We start from the raw sequence: 21564 nt of genomic DNA on the forward strand, positions 1-21564 counted from the left end.
GCGCGATCGGCCCGCCTGGCTGCCCCGATGTGCTCCACAACCTCGCGCGGGCGCGGCAGCAGGACCTGGGACCGACGGCCGGGCGGGGACGGTGCGGTGCGGGAGGACCTCCACCTGGACGGTGGAGACCCGCAGGGACCCCCGTACACAGCGGGTATGCTCCGTGCACGTGACTGCGCCCGCAAAGCCCCGTATCCCGAACGTCCTCGCCGGCCGCTACGCCTCGGCCGAGCTCGCCACCCTGTGGTCCCCCGAGCAGAAGGTGAAGCTGGAGCGTCAGTTGTGGCTCGCCGTGCTGCGGGCCCAGAAGGACCTCGGGATCGAGGTGCCCGACGTCGCCCTCGCCGACTACGAGCGGGTGCTCGACCAGGTCGACCTGGCCTCGATCGCCGAGCGCGAGAAGGTCACCCGGCACGACGTGAAGGCGCGGATCGAGGAGTTCAACGACCTCGCCGGGCACGAGCACGTCCACAAGGGCATGACGTCCCGCGACCTCACCGAGAACGTCGAGCAGCTGCAGATCCGCCTCTCCCTGGAGCTGATGCGCGACCGCGCGGTCGCCGTCCTCGCCCGCCTGGGCAGGCTCGCGGGCGAGTACGGCGAGCTGGTCATGGCCGGCCGCTCGCACAACGTGGCGGCGCAGGCGACCACCCTCGGCAAGCGGTTCGCGACCGCCGCCGACGAACTGCTCGTCGCGTACGGCCGGGTCGAGGAACTGCTCGGCCGTTACCCCCTGCGCGGCATCAAGGGCCCGGTGGGCACGGCGCAGGACATGCTGGACCTGCTGGGCGGGGACGCGGCGAAGCTCGCCGACCTGGAGCGCCGGATCGCCGGGCACCTCGGCTTCTCCCAGGCGTTCACGTCGGTGGGCCAGGTCTACCCCCGCTCGCTGGACTACGAGGTCGTCACCGCGCTGGTGCAGCTGGCCGCCGCCCCTTCGTCCACCGCCAGGACGATCCGGCTGATGGCCGGGCACGAGCTGGTGACCGAGGGCTTCAAGCCCGGCCAGGTCGGCTCCTCGGCCATGCCGCACAAGATGAACACCCGCTCCTGCGAGCGCGTCAACGGCCTGATGGTGATCCTGCGCGGTTACGCCTCGATGACGGGCGAGCTGGCGGGCGACCAGTGGAACGAGGGCGACGTGTCCTGCTCGGTGGTGCGCCGGGTCGCGCTGCCGGACGCGTTCTTCGCGCTGGACGGTCTGCTGGAGACCTTCCTCACCGTCCTCGACGAGTTCGGCGCGTTCCCGGCGGTCGTCGCGCGCGAGCTGGACCGCTACCTGCCGTTCCTGGCGACGACGAAGGTCCTGATGGCCGCGGTGCGCGCGGGCGTCGGCCGGGAGGTCGCGCACGAGGCCATCAAGGAGAACGCCGTCGCCTCCGCCCTCGCCATGCGCGAGCAGGGCGCGGAGCGCAACGAACTGCTGGACAAGCTCGCCGCGGACGAGCGCCTCCCGCTGGACCGTGCGCAGCTCGACGCGCTGATGGCCGACAAGCTGTCCTTCACGGGGGCCGCTGCCGACCAGGTGGCCGCCGTGGTCGCCCGGGTCGAGGAGATCGTGAAGCGGCACCCCGAGGCCGCGGGCTACACGCCGGGGGCGATCCTCTGACCCGCCCCACGCCCGCGGAGCTGGAGGCCGCCCGCGACCGGATCGTGCCGGACATCGTCGCGGAGGGTCTCCAGGTGCTGTTCTGCGGCATCAACCCCGGCCTCATGACGGCGGCGACCGGACACCACTTCGCGCGTCCCGGCAACCGGTTCTGGCCGGTCCTTCACCTGTCGGGCTTCACCCCCCGGCTGCTGAAGCCCGCGGAGCAGGAGGAGCTGCTCTCCTACGGGCTCGGCATCACCAACGTGGTGGCGCGGGCGAGCGCCCGGGCCGACGAACTGAGCGCGGACGAGTACCGGGAGGGCGGGCGGCTGCTCGCCGCCAAGGTGGAACGGCTGCGGCCACGGTGGCTCGCGGTGGTGGGCGTGACCGCCTACCGGGCAGCCTTCGACGACCGCAAGGCCGTGATCGGGCCGCAGGAGCGGACGTTCGGCTCGACACGCGTGTGGGTGCTGCCCAATCCCAGCGGTCTGAACGCCCACTGGACGGCGGCGACGATGGCGGAGGAGTTCGGCCGGCTGCGCGAGGCCTCGCGGGAGACGGCGCGGTAGACGGCACGAAAGGGGCCGCGGCGGACCGTACGGAAGACGTCGCGGCAGACCGTACGAAGGGGGCCGCGGCGGGCCGCGTGCGTGGCGCCGCGGCGGGCCGGACCGGGCCGGACCGGGTCGGACCGGACCGGTCGGTCATGGTGGGGGCAGGTCCGTGACCAGCGCGAAGAGCTGGAGGTCGGGCCCCTCCGCCGGGTCCGAGACCCCCACCGCGACCCAGCGCCCGCTGTCGTCGGCCTTCCACAGGTCCACGTGTCTCACGTAGGCGCTGAGATAGGCCCACGGCTTCGGTATCCGTTCGCCCGGATCCTCGGAGCGCAGGAAGACACCGTCCAGGCTCTTCGGTTCCGCCTCGCCCCAGCGCTCCCCCAGCCGCCGCGAGACACCCTCCCGGCAGGCGGCGAACCGCCGCGCGATCTCCTCCCGACTGGACCCGTCGTCCCCCGTGCCGAGGCCGCGCGTCGTCTCCAGCACCACCAGGTGGTAGCCGGGTCCTCCCGCGCCGACGTCCGACCATCCGTGTGTCGCGGGGAAGTCGCGCACGCACAGCTCGTCGAGCGTGGCGAGGTGCCACTCTGTGGTCATGAAGTCCAGTAAAGCGGTCGTCACCGGTACTCGGCGGCCTGTCGGGGGACATGAGCGCCCGGGTTCAGGCATCCCGGCGGCGGATGCTCCAGGTTCCGGCCACCAGCGCGGCCGACGTCCACACCGCCGTCACCCCGAGCCCGGTCCACGGCCCGAGCATGCCGTCCCACGTCTGGTGCAGCACCACCTGTCCCGCCCTGTCCGGCAGGAGGTCGGCGACGTTCCCGGACATGTCCCCGACCACGAAGGACACCAGCAGGAGGAACGGGACGAGGATGCTCAGCGTGGCGACACCACTGCGCAGCAGCGCCGTCAGTCCGGCCGCGAACAGGGCCATCAGGGCCAGGTAGACACCGCAGCCCACGATCGCCCGCAGTCCTTCGGACCAGCTCGTTGCGCCGGCCCGGTCACCGAGGGCGGCCCTGCCCGCGGCGAGGCTTGCGCATCCGGTGAGGAGGCCGGCGACCAGGGCGGACACGCCGACGGCCACCGTCTTCGCCGCGAACCACCGCCCGCGGCGGGGCACTGCGGCCAGTGAGGTGCGCAGGGCACCTCCCCGGAACTCGGACGCCATGGCCTGCGTACCGAAGGCGATCATTGCGATCTGCCCGAAGCTGACGCCGAAGAAGGCCGAGAAGAGGGGGTCGGAGTCCGCGTCCCCGGAGGTGTCGAGTCCGGCCAGTGCGGAGAAGGCCGCGGTGACGAGCACGGCGGCGCCCAGCCCGGCGACGAGCGACCGCAGGGTACGGATCTTGAGCCACTCCGAGTGGAGCACGGATACGAACGGCGCGGTCACGAACGCCGCGGGCACGAACGGCACGGTCAGACCTCCTGCGACCGGGTCGGGGACTGCGGTGGGGCCAGGGGATGCGGCCGGACCGGGTGCCGGGCGGCGAACTCGGTCTCCGTGGCCGTCAGATCGAGGTACGCCTGCTCCAGCGTGCCGTCCTGCGCCGCCAGTTCGAGGACCGGCAGACCTGCTTCCGAGACGAGGCGGCCGATGTCGTCCACGCGCGCGTGGCGCACGATCCACCGCTCCCCGCCGTCACCCGCGGCCTCACGCTCCACGGCGTCGTACCCGTGGCGGGCGAGCAGTTCGCGAAGGTCCGCGCCGTCCTCGGTGCGCACGCGCACACGGGGGTCCACGCGCGCGTGGATGAACTCCTCCAGAGCCGTGTCGGCGAGCAGCCGGCCGCGCCCCAGGACAACGAGGTGGTCGGCGAACGACGCGGTCTCGTTCATCAGATGGCTGGCGACGAGGACGGTGCGGCCCTCACGCGCGAGCCGGCGCAGCAGTTGCCTGACCCAGATGATGCCCTCGGGGTCCAGTCCGTTCGACGGCTCGTCGAGCAGGACCACCTGCGGGTCGCCCAGCAGCGCCGCGGCGATGCCCAGACGCTGCCGCATGCCCAGGGAGTACGTCCTGACGCGGCGCCGGGCGACCGGGGCCAGACCCGCTTCCTCCAGGACCTCGTCCACCCGGCGCCCGGGAAGGCGGTTGCTCGCCGCGAGTACCCGCAGATGGTCCCGGGCGGTACGCGAACCGTGCGCGGCCCGCGCGTCGAGCAGGGCCCCGACGTGACGCAACGGCTCGTCGAGCGTCGCGTAGGCGCGGCCACCGAGCGTGGCGGTACCGGACGTGGGCCGGTCCAGGCCGAGGACGAGCCGCATGGTGGTGGACTTGCCCGCGCCGTTGGGGCCGAGGAAGCCGGTGACCCGGCCCGGTTCGACGCGGAAGGTCAGCCGGTCCACGGCACGGGTGGCGCCGTGATCCTTGGTGAGGTCTCGGACATCGATGCTGGTCATGGCCCAAGGGTTGTCGCCGGGAGGGTCCCCGGGCCTCCCCTGGACAGGGGAGCCGCCTCCCCCGGACGGGGGAGGCCCGCCGCCGGTGCCGGCTGGCACGATGACGCGATGGTCCGCCTGCTGCGTCCGCTGACCCGAGGGACGACGTACACCCGCTTCGTGCACCTGTGGGTTCCCATGCTGGCCACCAGCGTGTGGATGCTCATCGACCCGTCCGCGCCGTGGGCGACCGCGCTGATGGTCGTTCCGCTGGGGCTGATCCCGGCCGTGCGGCGCGGCGAGGGTGTGCAGGCGCAGTTCATGCTGACCCGGAGCGGGCAGGACCCGGCGGTCTCGGTCGTCCCGTCGGCCACGTGGCGGGACCGGATGCGAACGGTGTTGTGGCTGGAGGTGCGCGTGGCTCTGGGCTGGGCGGCGGCGGGGGCCACCGTCTGGCTCCCTCTGATCGCCGTGGACCTGATCCGTGTCTCGGCCGGTCATGTCCCGGACGACAACCCGTTCCTGGAGCTGTTCCCGCCGGTGGCCCGTCCGCACTGGGCGTACGCGCTGCTCGCACCGCTGCCGCTGATCGTCCTGTACGGGGCGGTGGTCGGCCTGGGTGAGCTGGTCGCGGTGATCGCGCGCCGGCTCCTGGGTCCGTCGGCGGCCGAGCGGGTCACCGCTCTGGAGGAGCGCACCGAGCGGCTCCTGGAGCGCACCCGGATCGCCCACGAGCTGCACGACTCGATCGGGCACGCGCTGACGGTGGCCGTGGTGCAGGCGGGGGCCGCGCGCGCCGCGAAGGACCCCGCGTTCACCGACCGGGCACTGCTCGCCATCGAGGACACCGGCCGTACCGCCCTGGAGGACCTGGAGCGGGTGCTCGGGGTGCTGCGCGAGGCGGGGCGGCCCGCGAGCGGGCAGCCGGCCCTGGTGGAGGCCGACCGGCTCATGGAGTCCGCGCGCGCCTCGGGGGCGAGGATCGAAGCCGAGCTGACGGGTCCTCTGGAGACCCTGCCCGGCCCGGTCTCCCGCGAGGGCTACCGCATCCTCCAGGAAGCGCTCACCAACGTGCTGCGGCACGCGGGCCCGGTGCCGGTCCGGATCCGTGTCGCGGCCGGGGACCGAACACTTCGCCTGGAGGTGCGCAATCCGATGACGGCGCGGACACCGGGACCCGGCCGGGGCAGTGGCTTGCGGGGGATCCGGGAACGGGCCGCGCTGCTCGGCGGCCGGGCGCGGACCGGCCCGGACGACGGCGACTGGCAGGTGCACGTCGAGCTTCCGCTGCGCTGACCTACGCTGGCGGGATGCCGGTCACCGTTCTCCTCGTCGACGACGAACCCCTCGTACGGGCCGGTCTGCGCGCCGTCCTGGAGGCGCAGCCCGACATCGAGGTCGTGGGGGAGGCCGCGGACGGCGCGGCGGTGATTCCGCTCGTGCGGCGACTGCGGCCCGACGTCGTGGCGATGGACGTCCGTATGCCGCTGATGGACGGTATCGAGGCCACGCGCGCGGTGCTGCGGACCGTCGACCGGCCACCGAAGATCGTCGTCGTGACGACCTTCGAGAACGACGAGTACGTGTACGAGGCGCTGCGCGCGGGTGCCGACGGTTTTTTGCTGAAGCGGGCCCGGCCGGCCGAGATCGTGCACGCCGTGCGTCTGGTCGCCGAGGGCGAGTCGCTGCTCTTCCCGGCGTCGGTACGGCAGTTGGCCGCCGCCCGCGGGGACGGCGACCGCGATCCCGCGGCCCGAGCCGCCCTGGAGCGGGCGGCGCTCACCGGGCGCGAGGCGGAGGTGCTGCGGCTGATGACACGAGGTCTGTCGAACGCGGAGATCGCCGCGCGGCTGGTGGTCGGGACCGAGACGGTGAAGTCCCACGTCAGCGCCGTGCTGGTGAAGCTGGGCGTCCGGGACCGTACGCAGGCGGTGATCACGGCGTACGAGTCGGGGTTCGTGTCACCCGGCTGATCCCGGTCCGCGTTCCGATTCGGATTCCGCTTCGGTCCGGGCGCGGGCGCGGTCCGGAACCCGGTCCGGGTTCCTGCCGGATCCCGGTCCGGATCGCGGCCGGGGCGGGATCCACGGCGGGTCCGGGGCATGTCGGCGGATGTCCGGGGCAGGGAGGTGATCCCCGGCACTCGCAGGGACCCGTCGCGCCGAGTACGATCCGGCCAACTGACACGCGCACGAGCTGGGAGGACGGACGTTGGGGCAGTTGACCGGCGGGGATCCCTCTCTGCTGCGCAGAATCAACTCAGCGGTGGTGCTGCACGCGTTGCGGGCCACGGACTTCGCGACACTCACCGAGATCACGCGGGTGACCGGGCTGTCCCGGCCGACCGTCGAAGGCGTCGTCGAGGGTCTCATCGACGGCGGACTCGTCGTCGAGGCCGCAGCCGACGAGAGTGCCGCACGGCGCCAGGGCAGACCCGCGCGACGGTTCCGCTTCCGGGCGGAGGCGGGGCACCTGCTGGGTCTGCAGATCGGCTCGCACCGCGTGTCCGCCCTCCTGTCGGACCTGGACGGCCGGGTGCTCGGGTCGCTCTCCAAGGACGTCTGCGAGACGGCACCGGCGGACGAGCGGCTGGAGCGGCTGCGTACGGCCGTCGCCGAGCTGCTGCGCCGCGCCGGGGTGGCCCGTGGCTCCCTGCGTGCCGTCGGGGTCGCCACGCCCGGCATAGTCGAGGCCGACGGCACGGTACGCCTGGGTACGGCGCTGCCGGAGTGGACGGGGCTGGCGCTGGGCGAACGGCTGCGCCGCTCCTTCAAGTGCCCGGTCCTGCTGGAGAACGACGCCAACGCCGCGGCCGTCGCCGAGCACTGGAAGGGGGCGGGCACCGAGTCCGACGACATGGTGTTCGTACTGGCCGGGCTGAGCCCCGGCGCCGGATCGCTCATCGGCGGACGGCTGCACCGGGGCTACGGGGGCGCGGCCGGCGAGATCGGCGCGTTCCACCTGCTGGGGCGCGAGGTCACCCCGGAGAGGCTGCTGTCCACGACCGACGAGCCGCTGCACCCGCTGGACGAGCAGGCGGTGGAGGAGGTCTTCGCACACGCGCGTGCGGGCGACGAACGGGCGCTGGCGGCCGTCGACCGCTTCATACAGCGCCTGGTGCACGACGTCGCCGCGCTCGTCCTGGCCCTCGATCCCGAGCTGGTGGTGATCGGTGGCTGGGCGGCGGGGCTCGACGGTGTCCTGGAGCCGCTGCGCGAGGAGCTGGCCCGCTACTGTCTGCGGCCGCCCCGGGTGGCGCTCTCGCTGCTGGGCGAGGCGGCGGTGGCGACGGGCGCGCTGCGGCTGGCGCTCGACCACGTGGAGGAGCAGCTGTTCGCGGTGGAGGGCACGGTGACGGCCCGCCGGTGAGACCGGCCCGGCCGACGTCTGCCCGGCCGGCTGTGGTGCCGCCGACGGTTCCGGTGGCTGCGGGCAGCCGGGCGTCGCGTCCCGGGCGCCGGGACGCGACGCCTGCGGGAGAACGGCCGCGGGAGAACGGCCGCGGTCAGGAAGCCCGGCGCTCCGGGTCGTGGTGGATCTCGACGCCGCCGGAGTCACCGAACGTCAGACGGCAGGTGTCGGCCCGGTACGTGGCGACGGAGACCGCCGCCGTACCGCCCCCGGCGAAGAAGCGGGTGGTGACGACCAGGACGGGCGCGCCCGGGAGCCGGTCCAGTTCCTTCGCCTCGTCCGCGCGCGCCGAGCCCAGCTCCACCGCGCGGTCCTCGCCCTCCAGCTCCAGTCGCTGCAGTTCCCGCAGCACGGCACGCGCGCGTGCCGTGCCGGACGGCGTGTCGATGCCGGACAGGTCGGGCACCGAGGACGCGGGGACGTAGAGCAGCTCGGCGGCGACCGGCTGGCCGTGCGTCACCCGGGAGCGGCGCACGACGTGCACCTGCTCGCCGGGGCCGGTCTCCAGGACCCGGGCCACCGCCGGGGGCGGGACCGCCCTCGTGCAGTCCGCGGGCCGCCAGGCGTCGCCGGCCGCGCCCGGCCAGGTGTGCTGCTCGGATCCGACGGCCACGCCCATCCGCGGCGGCGCCACCGTCGTACCGACGCCGCGGCGGCGCTGCAGGCGGCCTTCCAGTTCCAGCTGTTCCAGGGCCTGGCGGAGAGTCGCCCTGGCGACGCCGAAGCGGGCCGCCAGATCGCGCTCGTTCGGAAGGATCTCGCCCACCGAGAACTCGGAGTCCAGTGCTTCGCTGAGCACGGTCCTCAGGTGCCAGTACTTGGGCTCCGGCACCGTGTCCAGCTGCGTGGTCCCCACCGCGTCCTCCGCAATCGCCGTGTCCCGGCGGCTTTTAGCGCCCTTGTTTATTAAAGGTTCCTGCACTAACCCTGCGACCATAAGGCGGCCCCCACCCTTGGTCAAGACCAATCCTCGTTCCGTTACAGCTCGTGCGGGCCCGTTGCCGCAGAGCGTTCACGGAGCGTTCGCGATACGCCGCACAGGTGGCACGACACGCAGGTGGCACGACACGCAGGTGGCACGACAGCGGTGCCTCCGTCTCCCGGACGGGGGCACCGGCCGCGCGGGGACCGTCAGCCGACGGGCAGGGACAGCAGCTTCTCCGGGTTGCGGACGATGTAGACGCACTGGACACGGCCGTCCGCGACGGCCAGCTGGAGAACGCTGTCGGGCCTGTCGCCGGACAGCGCCAGCAGCGCGGGCCCGCCGTTGACCTCCAGGAAGCGCAAGGTGAGACCGGCCATGCCCTTCCCCATGGCTCCGACGACGAAGCGGCCCACCTTGTCGGCCGACTCCAGGACGCGCACCGGCGCCGGCGCCAGGCCGCCGCTGTCGCCGATCAGGCGCGCGTCCGGCGCCAGTAGGGACATCAGCCCTTCGAGATCGCCTTCCCTCGCCGCCGCGATGAACCGCTCGGTGAGAGCGCGCTGCTCGGCGGGGTCGGCCTCGTAGCGCGGCCGTCCCTCCTCGACGTGCCGGCGGGCCCGGGCGGCGAGCTGCCGCACCGCGGGCTCACCGCGGCCGAGGGTGGCCGCGATGTCCGCGTACGGGTAGCCGAACGCCTCCCGGAGCACGAACACCGCGCGTTCCAGCGGCGAGAGGGACTCCAGGACGACGAGGACGGCCAGCGACACGGAGTCGGCGAGGACCGCCCGCTCGGCCGTGTCGGCGACGGTGTCCCCGAAGTCGGTGACGTACGGCTCCGGCAGCCAGGGCCCCACGTATGCCTCGTTGCGGGCCTGGACCTGCCGCAGCCGGTCCACGGCGAGCCGGGTCGTGACACGCACCAGGTAGGCGCGCGGTTCGCGTACGTCGGAGCGGTCGCCGCCGGACCAGCGCAGCCACGCCTCCTGGACCACGTCCTCGGCGTCGGCCACCCGGCCGAGCATGCGGTAGGCGACGCCCATCAGAACGGGCCGGTGCTCTTCGAAGACCTCGGTCACGGTGTCGGTAGCCACGGCACCATCCCATCGCGGCACACCGGGCCGCGTCCAGGCGGCAAGGGGCCGGCACGCCACGCGCGCCCGTGCACGCGTGCTTCCGCACGCCTGTCCCCGTCGCCGGCTCGGCGTCCGGCCGGCTCACGATCCCCCCTCGTCAGCCCGTCTTCCGGGGCCCGGGGAGCAGCGCGGACGAACCCCGTCGGCCCCGCCGCACCGGCCACCGCCGCGGGTCCGCCGGGTCCGCCGGACCCGGCGGAGCGAGTTGTTCACTTGTGGTTTGCGTGCCCGCTGCGGCACACCAGTAGGTGTAGCCGTGCACCCTGCTCCGACCGCCCCTCTGGAGGCGCCCCATGTCACACCGCCCGTCGAGCCCGCACCCCGCCCGCCGCAGCCTCCTGCGCGGCTCGCTCGCCGCGTCGGCGGCACTCGCGCTGCCCGCCTCCGTCGCGGCTTCCGCCTCGGTCGCCGGAGCGGCCCCGGCATTCGCCCTGTCGGGCCGGCCCGGGGCGCGGTGGGGCGTGCAGGCCGGGGACGTGACCACGAACTCCGGTCTGGTGTGGGTCCGCTCCGACCGCCCCGCCCGCATGATCGTGGAGACCTCCGCGACCGAGTCGTTCCGCAGGCCGCGAAAATGGCACGGTCCCCTCCTGGGCGCCGGCACGGACTTCACGGGCACGGTCCCGCTGCGCGGCCTGCCGGCCGGGGAGCAGATCCACTACCGGGTGACGCTGGCCGACCCCGACGACTACCGCCGCACCGGCGAACCCGTCCGGGGCACCTTCCGCACCGCGCCCTCGAAGCGCCGCCAGGACGTCCGCTTCCTCTGGTCGGGCGACATCGTGGGCCAGGGCTGGGGCATCAACCCGGACATCGGCGGCCTCTACGCCTACGAGGAGATGCGCCGTCTGAACCCCGACTTCTTCCTGTGCAGCGGCGACACCATCTACGCGGACGGTCCCCTGTCGGCGTCCGTGACGCTCCCGGACGGCCGGATCTGGCGGAACGTCACGACCGAGGAGAAGTCCAAGGTCGCGGAGACCCTCGCCGAGTACCGCGGCAACTTCCGTTACTCGCTGCTGGACGAGAACGTACGCCGGTTCAACGCCCAGGTCCCGACGATCACCCAGTGGGACGACCACGAGGTCACCAACAACTGGTACCCGGGCGAGATCCTCACCGACGCCCGCTACACGGAGAAGAACGTCGACACGCTGGCAGCCCGCGCCCGCAAGGCGTTCAGCGAGTACTTCCCGATCTCGACGCTCCCCGCCACGGGCAGGGACGGCCGGGTGCACCGGGTCGTCCGCCACGGCCCTCTGCTGGACGTCTTCGTGCTCGACATGCGCACGTTCCGCAACGCCAACTCCCCCGGCCGGCAGACCGACGACACCACCGGCATCCTGGGGGCGGAGCAACTGGCCTGGCTGAAGCGGGAGCTGGCCCGTTCGCGCGCCGTGTGGAAGGTGATCGCCTCCGACATGCCGATCGGACTGGTCGTACCGGACGGCTCGACGGACATCGAGGCCGTCGCGCAGGGCGACCCGGGCGCGCCGCTCGGACGGGAGCTGCAGATCGCGGAGCTGCTGCGGTTCGTCAAGCACCGCCGTATCACGGGCACGGTGTGGCTGACGGCGGACGTGCACTACACCTCGGCCCAGCACTACGACCCCTCGCGTGCGGCGTTCAAGGACTTCGCGCCGTTCTGGGAGTTCGTCTCCGGCCCGCTCGCCGCGGGCGGCTTCCAGGCGAACGCGCTGGACGGCACGTTCGGTCCGGACCGGGTCTTCGTCAGGGCGCCCGACCGGGCGAACGTCTCGCCCATGGAGTCGCCCCAGTACTTCGGTGAGGTGGACATCGACGGCGGCAGCGGCGAACTCACCGTCCGGCTGCGGGCGACCGGGGGCGCGGTGCTGTTCACCAAGGTGCTGCAGCCGGGGCGCGTGGGGCAGTAGGTGTCCCGCACCACGGGAGGGACCGCGCGCCCCTGAGACGGGAGAAGCCGCACGCGTCTGATCACGGGAGGAGCCGCACGCCCCTGGTCGCGCGGCCCGTGCCGTGTACCGGCGTCGAGCCCCGGTACGCGGCGCGCCTGCGTTCCAGGATCGTCCGTCCTCGCAGGTCAGGGCGATTGTCAGTGGCCGACCCTACGGTTTTTCCATGACGCGATCTCTGCAGGCCGTGGCCTACACCCGACCCTCCACGCTGGAGTCCGCACCGGACGGACGGCGGCTGGGACTCGAGACCTCGCGGGGTGCGACGCCCCGCGGTGTCGAGGACCATCCGCGTTTCTTCACCGGATTCCTGACGTTCCCTCAGGCGGCGTCGGCCGGGCTGCTCGCGGTCGCCGACGTGGCGGGGGCGCGCTACCACCAGCGGCAGCTGCGCTCCTCCCTGGATCCGGTCGTCACGGGCAACGGCGACCGGCTGCGCTTCGAGTCGTTCTCCGGCTGCGGCGGGGTGTACGCGCGTCTGGACGTGCTGGAGGCGGGTCTCGACGGCGGCGAGGTGGGGCACGGCACGACGAACGTCGACGTCAACGACCCGCTGCGGGACGCCCTGTCGAGGATCGGCTCGGACGACCCGCTGCACCTGCGGGTCGGGCCGGACGAGCTGGCCGTGACCACGTCGGACGGGCCGGTCGTGGAGAAGAAGGTGCCGCTGCCGGACCGCTGGCTGCGGGGTTTCGCCGAGTCCCAGGTGACGGCGGCCGGCTTCGACCTGCGGGCCGAGCTGCCCGCGCCGGAGGCCGTGCGGTTCCTGCGCTCCCTGCCCCGTCCCGGTGCGCGCGGCGCCTCCGGGGGCGTCCGGTGGGTCGTACCCGCCGGGCGCGTGCTGCGGCCCACGACCCGGCCGGCGCCCGGGGCGGTCTGCCTGCCGGGCCCGGAGCGGCTGATCGCCCTGCAGCGGGTCCTGCGCCATGCGTCGGCCCTGCGGGTGTACGGTCCCGCGCTCGCCGGGGACGCCCCGGCGGCCAGCGCCTGGGAGGTCGTGCTCCCCGGGATGCGGCTCACCCTGACGCTGTCCCCGGAGGTCTCCCGGGGCTTCTCCGGCGAGGGTGGCGTGCTCGACGCGCTGGCCACCGACGAGGCGGCCGAGGACGCGGAACTGGTCTCGGTGCTGCTGGCGTGGGAGCCCAGGATCGACGTCGGGGACCTGTCCGCCGCCTCGGGACTGTCCGCCACTCGGGTGCGCGCGGCCCTCGTCCGGCTGGGCACCTCGGGGCGGGTGGGCTACGACACGGCGGAAGCCGCCTACTTCCACCGCGAACTCCCGTACGACGCCGGGCGCGCGGAGCGCCACAACCCCCGGCTGCGCGCCGCCCGGGACCTCGTGGGCGCGGGCGCGGTGACCCTGGACGGCGCCCTCGGCACGGTGACCGCCGAGGACGGGCATGTGCACCGGGTCCGTGCCGAGGCGGGGGCGCTGAGTTGCAGCTGCCTGTGGTGGGCCAGGTACCGGGGCGGGCGCGGGCCGTGCAAGCACGCGCTGGCGGTGCGGATGGTCCGCCGGGGCGCGGTGTCCGGGCAGGCGCGGGTGCCGGCCGCCGGGGGTGCGCGATGAGCGGTGCGGTGTCGATGAGCGGTGCGGTGCCGGCGGGTGGTGCGGTGCCGGCGGGCGAGGCGTTGCTGAAGGCCGTGCGGGCGGGGCGGACGAACGAGGCCGCGGGCCTGCTGGACGGGATGACGGATCCCGAGCGCCGGCTGTGCCTGCCCGCCCTGAAGGAGCTGCGCAAGGAGCTGCGGGGCGCGCCCTGGGGTGCCGCGGCCCGCAAGGCGTATCCCGCCCTGCACGCGGCCGGGGCCGCCTGCCACACCGGACCGGCCGGGGCGGCGGCCTGGCTCACGGCGGCCGACCTGCGCTGGTCCCAGGCGTCCGCCGCGGTGCTGCTCCACGTGCTGGGCGACCGGGACCGGGAGTGGCTCGGGAATCTCGCGCAGCGGCTCGCCGACCGTCCCGGGACCGCCCAGGTGCCCTACGAGCTGATGGCGGGACTGGTCCGGCTGTCCGGCTGCCCGGTGCCGACGACCGAGACCTACGTCATCGGCTGGGTCGAGCAGACCGGCAGCCTGTGGCAGCGGGGCGACACCGTGCTGCAGCGGCTGCGCCGGGATCCGTACACACCGGAGCTGGTCCCCGCGCTCTTCCGGATCCCGGACATCGGCGGCCGGCTGGACTGGCTCTTCGGCGACGGTCCGGACAGCTGGACCGATGCTCTCGTGCGGCTGACCGAGGAGGGCCTGCTCGGTCGCGGGGCCATGGTCGACGCCTGTGCCGCCCGGCTGCTGCGCGGCACCGCGCCGGCCGACTGCCGCGTCTTCCTGAAGCTGCTGACGGCACTGGAGCCGGACCGGGACGAGCGGCGGGAGCGGGTCGCCGACTGGCTGGCCCTCGCCGCCCACCCGGTCTCCACCGTGGCGTCGTACGCCCAGTCGGTGCTGGGTTCGCTGGCGCTGGCCGGCGACCTCGCGCCGGGACGGCTCGCCGAGATGTCCGACGTCGTGCTGTTCCGCACGGAGAAGAAGCTGGTGCGCGCCCAGCTCGTGCTCCTGGGCAAGGCACTCCGGCGCGACCCGGCAGGTGCGGCCGGGCTGCTGCCCGCGGTGGCGCGGGCCTTCGGGCACGAGGACACGGAGGTGCAGGAGCGCGCTCTGAAGCTGGTGGAGCGGTACATCGGCGGGGCGGACCCGTCGGTCCGCGGCGAAGTGGCCGACGAGGCCGGCCGATTGAGCGCCGGCCTGCGGGCGCGTGCCGCGGTGTCCCTGGGACCGGACGCGACCGGCCTCGCGCCGCAGGCCCACACGGAGCTGCTGCCGCCCGTCCCGGAGCCCTCGCGGCTCGCGCCCGCACCGGAGTCGGTGGTCGAACTGGCCGAGGACGTCGGAGCGCTGCTGGCGTCCGCCGACGAGGACATGGGGGCGTTCGAGCGGACCCTGGACGGCCTGGTGCGGCACACGTACCTGCACCGGGAGGAGCTGGCCGAGGCCCTGGCGCCGGTGACCGCCCGCTGCTGGTGGGCGGGGACGGGGACGGAGCGCCATCGCGACCATGCGGTGGACGAGTACTTCCGGAACGCGCCGTACGGTCTCGAAGTGGTGCTCGCCGCCCTGCTGGGCCGGGTGCGGACGGCCACCCTCCACGAGGCTCACCGGCACGGACCGGTCTCGCACTCCTGTGTGCACAGCGCCCTGGCCGGTGTCCTCGACGCGCGTCTGTGGGAGGTGGCCCACCGGGTACGGACCGACCCGCTGCCGTTCCTGCTGGCCACGCCCGTCCGGTCGTCGGGCTACCTGGAACCGGACACACTGGTGGACCGCCTCGACGAGTACCGCCGGCTCGGCGCCCGCCCCGGGGCGGCCGACTTCGCCCAGGCCCTGCTCCGGGTCCGCCGTGACGACCGGGCGGCGACCGGGGCCGCCGCCGGGCGGGCCGCCGCGCTGGGCACGGCTGAGGGGAGGCGGCTGGCCCGGTGGCTCACCGGCGGAGGGCTGGCGACGCCGACGAGCAGCCGGCGCACCTCGGGCGTACGCATCCTGCTCGAACTGGGCGAACTGGGCGAGCCGGAAGGGCTGCCGGAGGACCTCCCCGCGGCGTTCCGCCGACTGGGCCGCCCCCTGGGCGTCTTCGATGCGCACAGGTACTGCGCGCACTACTGGGGCCGGACCGGGCGGCAGCACTGGCTGGCCGTGCTGCCGGGCCGGCGGGAGCTGGTGGCCGCGCGGCTGCTGCGGGAGCTGTCCACGGCGGCGGTGGACGGGATCCGGGACGTCGCCACGGTCCTGCCGCTGCTCGCCGAGGCGGCGGGGCCCGCCGGTGAGGCCGTGCACCTGTGTGTGGCCTACGGGCTGGGCGCGCGGCACCAGGAGGACCGGATCGGCGCGGTGGACGCCCTGCTGGTCCTCGCCGCGCGCGGGCAGCTGGACGCCGAGGTCCTCGGCACCGATCTGGGGCAGTTGGTGCGGCGCGGGGCGGTGAGGCCGCTGCGGCTCGCCGAGTCCGTGCGCACCGCGGCGGCGACCGGCGCGTACGGCACCGTCTGGTCGGTGCTGCGGGCCGCGCTGCCGGTGCTGCTCGCGGACCTCGCCACGGACGGCGCGGCCCCGCCCGCCCGCGGGTTCGGTGAGCTGCTGGCCGTCGCCGCCGAATGCGCCGAGCGGACCGGGGCGCGCGGCGACGTGGCGCACCTGGCGCGGGCGGCGGAGCGGCGTGGCGCGTCCCGGCTCGTGACGCAGGCGCGCCGGCTGCGGGACGCCCTGCACCAGGAGGTGGCCGCCTGACGCACTCCTGACGCACCGAAGAATCGTAAAAAATGCAACAAAGAAGGCGGATGCGCACTTAACCGATCAGTCACAAAGCGTTCGCGATCACGCAACACCCGTCCTCCACAGTGACTGCATGACTCGGGACATGTCTGATGTGACGCGCGCGAAGAACGGCCGGCCGGTCCACCACCGGCGCAGGGACCTCGTCGGGCTGGCCGCCCTGTTCACGGCGGTGGCGGTCGCCGACGCCGTGGCGAACCTGATCGGGCACGGCCCGGACGGCCCCGTCCTGCCGGCGGTCCCGGCGGTCGTGCTGATCGCCGCGGCCGGCTTCCACACCTGGTGGTCACGGCGCCACGGCCACGCACCGCCGACGGGCGATACCGGCGCCCGGCCGGCCGCGTCCGGGCAGCGGGCCGGGACAGCCGGGCGGAACCCCGACGCCCCGCGGGCCGGGGCGGGGCGGGAGAGTGCCGGGGAGACCGTGCTGTGGCGGATGCGCACCACCGTGCGGGACGAGCCGGGTTCGCTGGCGGCGCTGTGCACGGCGCTGGCGGGCCTGCGGGTCGACATCCTGAGCCTGCAGACGCATCCGCTGGCCGAGGGCACCGTGGACGAGTTCCTGCTGCGCGCCCCCGGGGCGACGGACGCGTCCGGGATCACGCGCGCGGTGTCCCTGTCCGGCGGTTCCGGTACCTGGATCGAGCGGGCGGACGCGCACGACCTGGTGGACGCGCCCACGCGGGTGCTGGGCCTCGCGACACGCACCGCGCTGGACGCGGCGGAACTGCCGCTGGCGCTCCGGCAGTTGCTGGGGCGTTGCACGATCCGGTCGCTGCCCGCGAAGGCGGCGCGCGGGGACCGTACCCCGGCGGGCGGGGGCCGTCCGGACGAGAGGGCGCCCGTCGAGGGGGCGCTGGAGGAGACGGTGATGCGGCTGCGCGCGCCGGAGGGCGAAGTGATCACCGTGGAGCGGCCGTACCTGCCGTTCACCCCCACCGAGTTCGCGCGGGCCCGGGCGCTGGTCGAGCTGGACGCCCGGCTCGGCCCGCGGGTCCCGCGCGGCCAGGACGTACTGACCCTGCCGCGGGGCAACGACATCACCGTGCGCCGCGCCGACGCCGGTGACGTCGAGGCCGCGAAGGCCATGCACGGACGGTGCTCGCAGCGGACCCTGCGCATGCGCTACCACGGGCCCGTCGGCGACGCGGACACGTACCTCAAGCACCTGCTCAGCCCTCGCTTCGGGCGCACGCTCGCGGTGCGGACCGCCTCCGGGCGCGTCGTCGGGCTCGGGCACCTCCTGTGGGACGGCGACGAGACGGAGGTCGCGCTGCTGGTGGAGGACGACTGGCAGCGGCGCGGCATCGGCGGCGAACTGCTCGACCGCCTGGTGGCGATGGCCGTCGAGGCCGGCTGCGAGAGCGTGTACGCCGTCACGCAGGCGTCCAACACCGGCATGGTCGCCGCGATGCGCGGCCTCGGCCTCCCCCTCGACTACCAGATCGAGGAGGGCACCCTGGTCATCACGGCCCGTCTGGACCCGGCCCCGTCGCCCACCGGACCGCCGCACGCGGAGGCGCCCGGGCAGGGGTACGGGAACGGGTTCGGGCACGAGTCCGGGCGCGGCTCCGGGTCCGCGCCGGAGCACTCCGTGCGCGACTGACGGAGGCGACCGTGCACGACCCCGTGCACGACTGACGAAGAGGGCCGCGCGGCACCCCCTCCACCGCCGCGCGGCCCCCTCCCGTGCCGCCGCTCCCCCGGCGGAATCGGGCCGAGAGGCAGCGGGCCCGGACAGCCGGGCTGACGCGGCGCCCGTCCCCGTACGAGGATGGCGGCATGTCACCGACGAAGAACCCGCTGCCCCGAGAGGTCGCCGACACCTACGTCGACGAGCTCGTCGCCCTCGACCCGGTCACCGGTACGTACCTCGGCGTGAAGGAGAGTTCCAGCAGGCTGCCCGACACCTCGCCCGCCGGCCTGGAGGCGCTCGCGCGGCTGGCGCGGACGACGCTGGCCCGGCTCGACGAGGCGGAGCGGCAGCCGGGCGCGGACAGCGACATCGAGCGCCGGTGCGCGCGCCTGCTGCGCGAGCGCCTCACCGCCGAACTCGCCGTGCACGACGCCGACGAGGCCCTGCGGGCCGTCGGCAACATGCACACGGCCGCGCACGCGGTGCGCGACGTGTTCACCCTGACACCGGCGGACACGGACGAGGACTGGACCGCGATCGCCGAGCGGCTGCGCGCGGTGCCGGCGGCCCTCGACGGCTACCGCGAGTGCCTCGCCCTCGGCCTGGAGCGCAAGCTGTACGCGGGACCGCGCCCCACGGCGACCTTCGTCGGACAGCTCACCGAGTGGTCGGACCCGGACGGTTCGGGCCGCGGCTGGTTCGAGGACTTCGCGTCGGCGGGACCCGGGACCCTGCGCGCGGAGCTCGACGGGGCGGCCCGGGCGGCGACCGCCGCCGTCGTCGCGCTGCGCGACTGGATGCGCGACGTGTACGCGCCCGCGGTCGAGGGCGCGCCGGACACGGTGGGCCGCGAGCGGTACGCGCGCTGGTCGCGCTACTTCAACGGTACGGACCTGGACCTGGACGAGGCGTACGCGTACGGCTGGGCCGAGTACCACCGGCTGCTCGCCGAGATGGAGGAGGAGGCCGAGAAGGTCCTGCCCGGCGCCGCGACCCCGTGGGAGGCCCTCGCCCACCTGGACGAGCACGGCAGGCACATCGAGGGCGTCGACGAGGTCCGCGCGTGGCTGCAGGACCTGATGGACCGGACGATCCGGGAACTGGACGGCACCCACTTCGAACTCGCCGAGCGGGTACGGAGGGTGGAGTCCTGCGTCGCCCCGCCGGGCGGTGCCGCGGCCCCGTACTACTCGGCCCCGTCGGAGGACTTCTCCCGCCCCGGCCGTACGTGGCTGCCGACGATGGGACTGACCCGCTTCCCGGTGTACGACCTGGTGTCGACCTGGTACCACGAGGGTGTCCCCGGCCATCATCTGCAGCTCGCCCAGTGGGTCCACGTCGCCGGGGACCTCTCCCGCTACCAGACGACCGTCGGCGGCGTCAGCGCCAACTGCGAGGGCTGGGCGCTGTACGCGGAGCGGCTCATGGACGAACTCGGCTACCTGGGGAACGCCGAGGAGCGGCTCGGCTACCTGGAGGCCCAGATGATGCGCGCGGCCCGTGTCATCGTCGACATCGGCATGCACCTGGAGCTGGAGATCCCGGCGGACTCGCCCTTCCGCCCGGGCGAGCGCTGGACCCCGGAGCTGGCGCAGGAGTTCTTCGGCGCGCACAGCAGCCGCCCGGCGGACTTCGTGGAGAGCGAGCTGACGCGCTACCTGTCCATCCCGGGGCAGGCCATCGGCTACAAGCTGGGGGAGCGCGCGTGGCTGCTGGGCCGCGCGAACGCGCGGAAACGCCACGGTGACGCCTTCGACGCGAAGGCGTGGCACATGGCGGCGCTGTCCCAGGGCTCGCTCGGCCTGGACGACCTGGTGGACGAGTTGTCCCGGCTCTGACGGCACCCGGCGGCCGGCACCGGCCCCGGCACTCGTCGCCCGGCGGCCGGGCCGCGCACCGCGTGCGACGGCGCGACGGCGCGACAGGACCGGCCGCCGGACCACCGGACCGCGGGGCCGCCTCAGCGCCGGAACCCGCCCTCCGAGTCGATGACCTGCCCGGTGATCCACTCGGCTTCGTCCGTGGCCAGCCAGGCGATGAGCCGTGCGGGGTCGTCCGGCATTCCCCAGCGCCCGGCCGGGAACATCGAGGCGACCGCCCGGTGCGCCTCCCCGGTCAGATAGCCGGTGTCGACCGGACCGGGGTTGACGGTGTTCACGGTCACGGCGTGCTCGGCGAGCGCGGTCGCGAGGGAGCGGGTGACCGACGCGAGGGCGCCCTTCTGCAGCGCGTACGCGATCTCCTGCGGCATCCCGCCGGCGATGTCCTGGCCGGAGGTCGTCATCACCACGCGCCCGCCGGGTGCACGCGGCGGCAGCGCGGCGCGCAGCCGGGCGTATGCCTGGACGAGCAGGATCACGGACCGTGCGTCGACCGCCCAGTGCGCGTCCAGCATCGCCGCGTCGATCGCGTCCAGCGGTCCGTCCGAACCGCTGAGGGCGTGGTTGGCGACGAGGATGTCGAGCCGCCCGCCGAGGGCGTCCGCCGCCCTGGCGACCAGTTCGGCCGGCGCCTGCGGCCCGGAGAGGTCGCCCGGCCCGTCGACCACCCGCGCCCCGGGGTCGGCGAGCGCCTCGCGCACCCCGGCCACGACCTCCTCCGGGCGGTCCGCGCCCCAGGGCATCGCGGCGTCGTGCGGCACGTGGTGGTGCAGGTAGACACTGGCTCCGTACGCGGCCAGGCGCCGGGCGACGGCGTAGCCGATCCCGGCGCGCCGGGCGGCTCCGGTCACCAGGGCGGTGCGCCCGCGCAGCGGCAGCGGGTCACGTCGCAGGGTTTCGGCGGTGGGTGAGGGGGATCGAGGCGTCATCGCGGACCATCATGGGCGGCGCCGTCTCCGTCCGCAGGTCATTTTCGACGACGGGGTCCGCCGGTCGCGGCGCGGCGCCGCCGCCGTCCATCGTCCGCCGCCGTCCATCGTCCGCCGCCGTCCATCGTCCGCCGCCTTCCGGCATCGGCCGTCAGCCGTCCCCTCCACGCTGCCGCACCACCGACCCCGACCGCCCCTTCACGACCTCCAGCTGCGCATGGATCCGGCGGCGCAGGTCGGCGACGTGGCTGACGATGCCGACGCTGCGGTCCCGCTCCCGCAGGGAGTCCAGGACGTCGAGGACCTCGTCGAGCGTCTGGTCGTCGAGGCTGCCGAAGCCCTCGTCGATGAAGAGGGTGTCGAGGCGTACCCCTCCCGCCTCGTCGGTGACCACGTCCGCGAGGCCCAGCGCGAGCGCGAGGGAGGCGAAGAACGTCTCGCCCCCGGAGAGCGTCGCCGTGTCACGTTCCCGTCCGGTCCAGGCGTCGACGACGTGCAGGCCGAGGCCGCTGCGCCCGCGCCCGGTCCGGTCGTCGGAGTGGACCAGGGTGTACCGCCCGGCGGACATGCGCTGCAGCCGGGCCGAGGCGGCCGCGGCGACCTGCTCCAGCCGGGCCGCGAGGACGTACGACTCCAGGCGCATCCGGCGTTCGTTGTCCGCGCTGGTGCCGGCGGTGAGCGTCGCGAGGCGGGCCACCCGGTCGTACTCCTCGCGCAGTGGTGCCAGCCGGCGGACGGAGGCGGTGGCCCGGTGGGTCAGCCGGTCCAGTTCCGTGCAGCGGCGGGCGGCCGCGTCGCGCGCGGAGGCCGCCCCGCGCACCCGCCGGTCGGCCACCGCGGCGGCCTCCTCGGCGGCC

17 protein-coding genes are annotated in these 21564 nt (G+C 74.5%); 10 read left to right on the forward strand and 7 right to left on the reverse strand.

The window, feature by feature from the left end:
- The first annotated feature begins 169 nt into the window (after nucleotides 1-169).
- Nucleotides 170-1609, forward strand: coding sequence for an adenylosuccinate lyase (purB, locus tag KM933_RS09630; RefSeq protein WP_221350240.1), 1440 nt, complete (start codon nucleotides 170-172; stop codon nucleotides 1607-1609).
- A complete protein-coding gene (mug, locus tag KM933_RS09635) occupies nucleotides 1606-2160 on the forward strand; it encodes a G/U mismatch-specific DNA glycosylase (RefSeq protein ID WP_221350299.1) in 555 nt (184 codons plus the stop codon). The genes purB and mug overlap by 4 nt, the downstream gene beginning before the upstream one ends.
- A 135-nt stretch (nucleotides 2161-2295) precedes the next feature.
- Here the strand turns inward: mug and KM933_RS09640 are convergent, their stop codons facing one another.
- The 3 genes from KM933_RS09640 to KM933_RS09650 form a co-directional block, all read right to left on the reverse strand.
- Nucleotides 2296-2745: a hypothetical protein gene (locus KM933_RS09640; RefSeq protein WP_221350242.1), complete on the reverse strand. Its 450-nt coding sequence runs from the start codon at nucleotides 2743-2745 to the stop codon at nucleotides 2296-2298.
- A gap of 64 nt (nucleotides 2746-2809) precedes the next feature.
- On the reverse strand, nucleotides 2810-3565 hold the full coding sequence (locus tag KM933_RS09645) for an ABC transporter permease (protein WP_308013316.1): 756 nt from the start codon (nucleotides 3563-3565) through the stop codon (nucleotides 2810-2812).
- 2 nt (nucleotides 3566-3567) lie between these two features.
- The gene (locus KM933_RS09650) at nucleotides 3568-4551 is read right to left on the reverse strand and encodes an ATP-binding cassette domain-containing protein (protein WP_221350245.1); all 984 of its coding nucleotides are present in this window, start codon (nucleotides 4549-4551) and stop codon (nucleotides 3568-3570) included.
- Nucleotides 4552-4659: 108 nt separating this feature from the next.
- On the opposite strand from KM933_RS09650, the gene KM933_RS09655 reads away from it, so the two are divergent.
- The 3 genes from KM933_RS09655 (at nucleotide 4660) to KM933_RS09665 (ending at nucleotide 7899) form a co-directional block, all read left to right on the forward strand.
- Nucleotides 4660-5826 carry a sensor histidine kinase gene (locus KM933_RS09655; RefSeq protein ID WP_221350247.1) on the forward strand — a complete coding sequence of 389 codons (1167 nt, stop codon included), beginning with the start codon at nucleotides 4660-4662 and terminating at the stop codon, nucleotides 5824-5826.
- 14 nt (nucleotides 5827-5840) lie between these two features.
- The gene (locus tag KM933_RS09660; RefSeq protein WP_221350250.1) at nucleotides 5841-6503 is read left to right on the forward strand and encodes a response regulator transcription factor; all 663 of its coding nucleotides are present in this window, start codon (nucleotides 5841-5843) and stop codon (nucleotides 6501-6503) included.
- Nucleotides 6504-6741: 238 nt separating this feature from the next.
- The gene (locus KM933_RS09665) at nucleotides 6742-7899 is read left to right on the forward strand and encodes an ROK family transcriptional regulator (RefSeq protein ID WP_221350252.1); all 1158 of its coding nucleotides are present in this window, start codon (nucleotides 6742-6744) and stop codon (nucleotides 7897-7899) included.
- Nucleotides 7900-8035: 136 nt separating this feature from the next.
- Here the strand turns inward: KM933_RS09665 and KM933_RS09670 are convergent, their stop codons facing one another.
- Nucleotides 8036-8797, reverse strand: coding sequence for a GntR family transcriptional regulator (locus KM933_RS09670; protein ID WP_221350254.1), 762 nt, complete (start codon nucleotides 8795-8797; stop codon nucleotides 8036-8038).
- Between the two features lie 275 nt (nucleotides 8798-9072).
- Entirely contained in the window at nucleotides 9073-9957 is an 885-nt protein-coding gene (locus tag KM933_RS09675; protein WP_221350256.1) for an RNA polymerase sigma-70 factor, read from the reverse strand.
- Between the two features lie 335 nt (nucleotides 9958-10292).
- Between KM933_RS09675 and KM933_RS09680 the strand changes: the two genes are divergently transcribed.
- The 5 genes from KM933_RS09680 (at nucleotide 10293) to KM933_RS09700 (ending at nucleotide 19736) form a co-directional block, all read left to right on the forward strand.
- Nucleotides 10293-11894: an alkaline phosphatase D family protein gene (locus tag KM933_RS09680; protein ID WP_221350258.1), complete on the forward strand. Its 1602-nt coding sequence runs from the start codon at nucleotides 10293-10295 to the stop codon at nucleotides 11892-11894.
- 205 nt (nucleotides 11895-12099) lie between these two features.
- The gene (locus KM933_RS09685) at nucleotides 12100-13503 is read left to right on the forward strand and encodes an SWIM zinc finger family protein (protein ID WP_221350260.1); all 1404 of its coding nucleotides are present in this window, start codon (nucleotides 12100-12102) and stop codon (nucleotides 13501-13503) included.
- On the forward strand, nucleotides 13500-16217 hold the full coding sequence (locus KM933_RS09690; protein ID WP_221350262.1) for a DUF7824 domain-containing protein: 2718 nt from the start codon (nucleotides 13500-13502) through the stop codon (nucleotides 16215-16217). The genes KM933_RS09685 and KM933_RS09690 overlap by 4 nt, the downstream gene beginning before the upstream one ends.
- Before the next feature lie 130 nt (nucleotides 16218-16347).
- Nucleotides 16348-17868: a GNAT family N-acetyltransferase gene (locus KM933_RS09695; RefSeq protein WP_260333289.1), complete on the forward strand. Its 1521-nt coding sequence runs from the start codon at nucleotides 16348-16350 to the stop codon at nucleotides 17866-17868.
- Between the two features lie 176 nt (nucleotides 17869-18044).
- Nucleotides 18045-19736 (forward strand): DUF885 domain-containing protein, encoded by a 1692-nt coding sequence (locus tag KM933_RS09700; protein WP_221350266.1) that lies wholly within the window; start codon nucleotides 18045-18047, stop codon nucleotides 19734-19736.
- A gap of 122 nt (nucleotides 19737-19858) precedes the next feature.
- Here KM933_RS09700 and KM933_RS09705 read toward each other — a convergent pair whose 3' ends face one another.
- Both KM933_RS09705 and KM933_RS09710 read right to left on the reverse strand, forming a co-directional pair.
- The gene (locus tag KM933_RS09705; protein ID WP_221350268.1) at nucleotides 19859-20707 is read right to left on the reverse strand and encodes an SDR family oxidoreductase; all 849 of its coding nucleotides are present in this window, start codon (nucleotides 20705-20707) and stop codon (nucleotides 19859-19861) included.
- A gap of 151 nt (nucleotides 20708-20858) precedes the next feature.
- Nucleotides 20859-21564, reverse strand: a 706-nt coding sequence (locus KM933_RS09710) for an SbcC/MukB-like Walker B domain-containing protein (protein ID WP_308013317.1), incomplete at its 5' end; no start/stop codon positions are given.

The sequence above is a fragment of the Streptomyces beigongshangae genome, assembly GCF_019710745.1.
Classification (GTDB): domain Bacteria; phylum Actinomycetota; class Actinomycetes; order Streptomycetales; family Streptomycetaceae; genus Streptomyces; species Streptomyces beigongshangae.